General features: G+C 70.8%; 6 protein-coding genes and 1 pseudogene. 2 read left to right on the top strand and 5 right to left on the bottom strand.

Annotated features, from left to right (window positions below):
* Positions 1–31: 31 nt before the first annotated feature.
* Positions 32–1,432 carry a dihydrolipoyl dehydrogenase gene (gene lpdA, locus V7D28_RS13700; RefSeq protein WP_333587941.1) on the top strand — a complete coding sequence of 467 codons (1,401 nt, stop codon included), beginning with the start codon at positions 32–34 and terminating at the stop codon, positions 1,430–1,432.
* Positions 1,433–1,473: 41 nt separating this feature from the next.
* Here the strand turns inward: lpdA and V7D28_RS13695 are convergent, their stop codons facing one another.
* The 5 genes from V7D28_RS13695 to fsa are packed head-to-tail and all read right to left on the bottom strand — an operon-like array spanning position 1,474 to position 4,724.
* Complete coding sequence (locus tag V7D28_RS13695) at positions 1,474–1,950, bottom strand: GNAT family N-acetyltransferase (RefSeq protein WP_333587942.1); 477 nt, start codon at positions 1,948–1,950, stop codon at positions 1,474–1,476.
* A 14-nt stretch (positions 1,951–1,964) separates the two neighbouring features.
* A complete protein-coding gene (locus V7D28_RS13690; RefSeq protein ID WP_333587940.1) occupies positions 1,965–2,465 on the bottom strand; it encodes a GNAT family N-acetyltransferase in 501 nt (166 codons plus the stop codon).
* Entirely contained in the window at positions 2,462–3,400 is a 939-nt protein-coding gene (locus V7D28_RS13685) for a tyrosine recombinase XerC (RefSeq protein WP_333587939.1), read from the bottom strand. The genes V7D28_RS13690 and V7D28_RS13685 overlap by 4 nt, the downstream gene beginning before the upstream one ends.
* On the bottom strand, positions 3,385–4,044 hold the full coding sequence (locus V7D28_RS13680) for a DUF484 family protein (RefSeq protein WP_333587938.1): 660 nt from the start codon (positions 4,042–4,044) through the stop codon (positions 3,385–3,387). Before V7D28_RS13680 ends, V7D28_RS13685 begins: the two co-directional genes overlap by 16 nt.
* Before the next feature lie 26 nt (positions 4,045–4,070).
* Entirely contained in the window at positions 4,071–4,724 is a 654-nt protein-coding gene (fsa, locus tag V7D28_RS13675; RefSeq protein WP_333587937.1) for a fructose-6-phosphate aldolase, read from the bottom strand.
* Positions 4,725–4,799: 75 nt separating this feature from the next.
* Here fsa and V7D28_RS13670 point away from each other — a divergent pair.
* Positions 4,800–5,379: pseudogene (locus tag V7D28_RS13670) on the top strand (primosomal protein N'); the annotation flags it as partial.

The raw sequence follows: 5,379 nt of genomic DNA, 5'->3' as shown, positions 1-5,379 counted from the left end.
CTGACCCTCAAGACCCACGGATCCTAGTCCCATGTCCCAATACGACGTCGTCATCATCGGGGGCGGCCCCGGCGGATATAATGCGGCCATCCGCGCCGGCCAGCTGGGGCTGAAGGTCGCCTGCGTGGAAAAGCGCGAGACCCTGGGGGGCACCTGCCTCAACGTGGGCTGCATGCCGTCGAAGGCCCTGCTGCATGCTTCCGAACTCTATGACGCGGCCATGGGCAAGGAATTCGCCACCCTCGGCATCGAGGTGAAGCCCAAGCTGAACCTGTCGCAGATGATGGCCCAGAAGGCCGACTCTGTGACCCAGCTCACCAAGGGGATCGAATTCCTGTTCAAGAAGAACAAGGTGGACTGGGTGAAGGGCGCCGGACGCCTGGCCGGTGCGGGCAAGGTCGAGGTCACCGCCGCCGACGGCGCCGTCCAGACCCTGGAGGCCAGGAACATCGTCATCGCCACCGGCTCGGAGCCCACGCCCCTCCCGGGCGTGGAGATCGACGGCAAGCGCATCGTGGATTCCACCGGCGCGCTGTCCCTGCCCGAAGTGCCCAAGAAGCTGATCGTGGTGGGCGCCGGCATCATCGGCCTGGAGCTGGGCTCGGTCTGGCGGCGCCTGGGCGCCGAGGTGACCGTGGTGGAGTTCCTCGACCGCATCACCCCGGGCATGGACACCGAGACGGCCAAGACCTTCCAGCGGGCGCTGACCAAGCAGGGCATCGCCTTCAAGCTGGGCGCCAAGGTGACCGGCGCCACGACGTCCAAGTCGGCGGTGAAGCTCACGGTTGAACCCGTGGCCGGCGGCGAGGCTGAGACGCTGGAGGCCGACTACGTCCTGGTGGCCATCGGCCGGCGGCCCTACACCGCGGGCCTGGGCCTCGACAGCGTCGGCGTCACGCCCGACAAGCGCGGCTTCATCGAGACCGACCACTTCAAGACCAGCGCGCCGGGCGTCTGGGCCATCGGCGACGCCATCCACGGTCCCATGCTGGCGCATAAGGCCGAGGAAGACGCCGTGGCCTGCATCGAGCTGATCGCCGGCAAGGCCGGCCATGTCGACTACAATCTGGTCCCCAGCGTGGTCTATACGGCCCCGGAAGTCGCCTGGGTCGGCAAGACCGAGGAGCAGCTGAAGGACGCCGGCGTGGCCTACAAGGTCGGCAAGTTCCCCTTCACCGCCAACAGCCGCGCCAAGATCAATCACGAGACCGACGGCTTCGCCAAGGTGCTGGCCGACGCCAAGACGGATGAGATCCTGGGCGTCCACATCGTCGGCCCGCAGGCCGGTGAACTGATCGGCGAATACTGCGTGGCCATGGCCTTCAAGGCCGCCAGCGAGGACATCGCCCGCACCTGCCATCCCCACCCCACCCGGTCCGAGGCCGGTCGTCAGGCCGCCATGGGGGTGGAAGGCTGGACCATGCAGTCCTGAGCCTCCAGGCCGGTGATCTGAGACGGGCGGAATCGCCCGTCTCAGAGGGTCCTGAACATCACCAGGGCGTCCACCGCGCCCTGGCGGGGATGGCGGAAGGCGCCGGGCAGGCGGCCGACGATCTCAAAGCCCATGGCCTGCCAGAGCGCGACAGCGCGGGTGTTGGTGCTGACCACCAGATTGAACTGCATGGCGCGGAAGCCCAGGGTCCGCGCCAGTTCCAGCGAGTGGGCGCACATGGCCCGGGCCACGCCCCGGCCCTGGGCTGAGGGCGCGGTCATATAGCCGCAGTTGCACACATGGTCGCCGCCGCCCGCCTGGTTGGCGCGCAGGTAATAGGTCCCCGCCACCGCGCCGTCGACCTCGGCCACATAGGTGCGGCGATCATCGCCCAGCCAATAGGCCAGGGCCTGTTCGCGGCTCATGTCCCGGGGCAGGGCATAGGTTTCACCGGCCGCAATCACCGGCGACAGGATGGCCCAGATGGCGTCGGCGTCCTGCGGCCGGGCCGGGCGCACCAAGGGAGCGGACTTCAACTGGCCGCGGCCAGCTCGGCCGGCTCCAGGACCAGGACATATTCCTCGACCTCTTGGCCGCGGGCCGGCGCGAAGGCCCGGTCCTGGCCGCGAATGACGAAGCCCGCGTGCTGCAGCACCTTGAGCGAGGCGATATTGTCCTTGGCCACCCGAGCCTGGGCCGGGCGGGTGGCGAATTCCTCCAGGAAGGCCCGAAGCGCGCCGGTGGCCACGCCCTGGCCCCACCAGGGCTTGCCGATCCAGTAGGTGATGTTGGGCGCCCCGAACATCTCGAAATTGCTGATGTGGCCGGCCACGTCGCCCGCCACCACCACGGTGCGGGTGAGCACGCCAGGCGTCTTCAGGATCTTGTCCCATCGGGCCATGAAGGCCGCGCGGTCCTGCGGATCGGCCGCGCCGAAGGCGGCCATGTGGTTGGCGCTGGGGTCGCGCTGATGCTCGAAGAAGATCGGCAAGTCCGCCGGAATGACGGGGCGCAGTCGGACAGGGCAGGTCATGCGTGGGGATGGGCCTTGGCGTAGGCGGCGAGCAGCCGCTCGGCGTCCACCTGAGTGTATCTCTGGGTGGTGGAAAGCGATGCGTGGCCTAGCAGTTCCTGGATGGAACGCAAGTCTGCGCCCGCCCCCAGCAGATGGGTGGCGAAGGAATGCCGCAGGGCATGGGGGGTGGCGCTGTCGGGCAGGCCCAGACGCCGGCGCAGGCCCTGGACCATGGCCTGGACGTGCCGCGGGCTGAGCGGGCCGCCCCGCCGAGCGCGAAACAGCAGGTCCTCCGGCGCCAGGGCGAAGGGCTGGGCCGCCACATAGGCGTCCACCGCCTCGCGAACGGCCGGCAGCAAGGGCACGAGCCGGGTCTTGCCGCCCTTGCCGGTGATGCGGAAGGTTCGGGGCAGGGGCGCATCGGACCGGCGCAGGGACAGGGCCTCGGAGATCCGCAGGCCGCAGCCATAGAGCAGGGTCAGGACCGCGGCGTCGCGGGCCGCCTCCCAGGGATCGAGTTCGGGATCAAGGCCAGGTTGCTCCAGGAGTTCCAGGGCCTGGACCTCGCTGACCGGCCGCGGGGCGCCGGGCCGCACCCGCGGGCCCCGCACCAGGGTCACCGCGGCGTTGGCCACGCCCAGCCGGCGGTCCAGAAACCGGTGGAAGGTCCGCACCGCCGAGAGGGTCTGGGCCAGGGACCGCGGCGACAGCGGAACCGCCCCCTGACGCAGGTGCGCCAGGAAGGCCCGCAATTCGGCGGCCTCCACGCGGCCCAGGGCCTCAAGGGTAAGGGCCTGACCCATGTGACGCTGCAGGAAGTCCAGGTAACGACGCACGGCTGCGGCATAGGCTTCCACCGTCCGGGGCGAGACCCGGCGCTCCTGCGCCAGATGGACGAGCCAGGCCGCCAGCGCCTCGGGCGCGGGGGCCGCAAGGGTCAGAGGACCGGCCACCGCTCCGCCGTGCGTTCCACCACCCGGGCCAGGAAGGCCACCAGCTCGGCCCCCATGTCCTCGGTGAATCCGTTGGGATCGGCCGAACCGAAGGCGATCAGTCCCTCCCGCGCCGGCTCCCAGATGGCCAGGCGCACCAGGGCCATGGACTTCACCTGATCGGCGCGGTCCCCGAAGAGGCCCAGCGCCGGCGCCCAGAAGCCCATGCGGGCCAGCTTCTGATGGCCGCCCAGGATCAGGTCCACCTGACCCTCCACCAGGGGACGCCAGCCGGCCGGCGCCCGCTCGGGTCCCTCCAGGGCCACCGCGCCGGCCACCAGGGCGAAGCGCAGCTGCGCCAGATCGTCCACCCGGCGGGCCAGGTCGGCGTGGTTGCGCGCCTCCAGCAGGTCGATGACCGCCCCGTGGGTCTGGGCCTGGGCGGCGAAATTGGCCCGGGCCGTGGACTCCAGCTGCCTTCGGGCCGCCGATTCCCGGCGATGGGCCGCATGCACCCGCGCCAGGGCCGCCGGACCGAAGGCCACCACGTTCTCGGGCAGGGGCTGCAGGCGAAGCGCCCGCATCAGGTCCGGGTCATCCAGCAGAAAGCCGGGATTTTCCAGCAGGAAGCGCCGGACCTCGTCCTGCGCCGCTTGCGCGCTCATCGCCCCGTCCATGCGGTCCCCAGGTGCTAGAGGATGGACTGGCCGGTCTTGGCCCAGTCGCTCATGAACTGATCAAGACCCTTCTCGGTTAACGGGTGCTTGAACAGATCGCTGAAGACGCCGGGTGGGATGGTGGCGCAGTCGGCGCCGGCCAGGGCCGAGGCCGTCACATGGCCCACCGTGCGGATGGAGGCGGCCAGGATCTCGGTGTCGAAGTCGTAATTGTCGTAGATGGCGCGGATCTCGCTGATCAGCTCCATGCCGTCGGCGCCATGATCGTCCAGCCGGCCGATGAAGGGCGAGATGTAGGTGGCGCCCGCCTTGGCGGCCAGCAGGGCCTGGGCGGCGGAGAAGCACAGGGTGACATTGGTCTGGATCCCCTCGCGGGACAACTGCCCCGTGGCGGTGAGCCCGGCCTTGGTCAGGGGCACCTTGACCACCACATTGGGGGCCACGCCGGCCAGCTTGCGGCCCTCGGCCAGCATGGCCTCGGCCTCGACGGCGGCCACCTCGGCGCTCACCGGCCCCTCGACGAGGTCGCAAATCTCGGCGATGACCTCCAGCATGGGACGACCGGATTTGGCGATCAGCGACGGATTGGTGGTGACGCCGTCCACCAGGCCGGTGGCGGCCAGCTCCTTCAGGACGGCCGTGTCGGTGGTGTCGAGAAAGATCTGCATGGGCCTCTGCTCCGCGCGGGTGGGACGGCGGTGTTTAGCGCCTGGCGCGGCGATCGACCACCCTTGGACCGTGACATGAGCCGCATCGCCCAGGTTCTGCTGCCCATGCCTCTGCCGGAGGCCTTCGACTATGCCGAGCCCGACGGCATGGGGCTGTCCCTCGGCGACCAGGTGGCCGCCCCCCTGGGGCCGCGCACCCTGCGCGGGGTGGTGGTGGGCCTGCGCGAGGCCGTGGGCGGCAATCGCCCCCTAAAGCCCCTGGAGTCCCGGCTGGACGAGCCGCCCCTGTCGCCGGCCACCCTGGAATTCGTCCAGTGGGCGGCCCGCTACGCCGTGGATGCGCCGGGCCAGCCCCTGGCCATTGCCCTGCGCGGCGCCCGCGCGCCCCGGCCCCGACCGGTGAAGGCCATACGCCTCACGGGCCGGGCGCCGGCCAGGTCCACGCCGGCCCGCGACCGGGTTCTGTCGGCGGCCGCCGCCTTCGCCGGCCCCCCCGCCGAACTCGCCCGCGCCGCCCAGGTCTCGGCCGGCGTGGTCAAGGGCCTGATCGAGGAAGGCGTCCTGGCGGTGGACCTGGTGGTCCCAGACCCCGCCTTTCCGGCGCCGGATCTTGGCCGCCCCCGCCCGCCCCTCAACCCCCGCCCGACCGCGGCGG

This window comes from Phenylobacterium sp., from assembly GCF_036723115.1.
GTDB lineage: Bacteria > Pseudomonadota > Alphaproteobacteria > Caulobacterales > Caulobacteraceae > Phenylobacterium.
The sequence above is the reverse complement of the archived record's forward strand: the minus strand, read 5'-3'. Positions and strand labels throughout refer to the sequence as shown.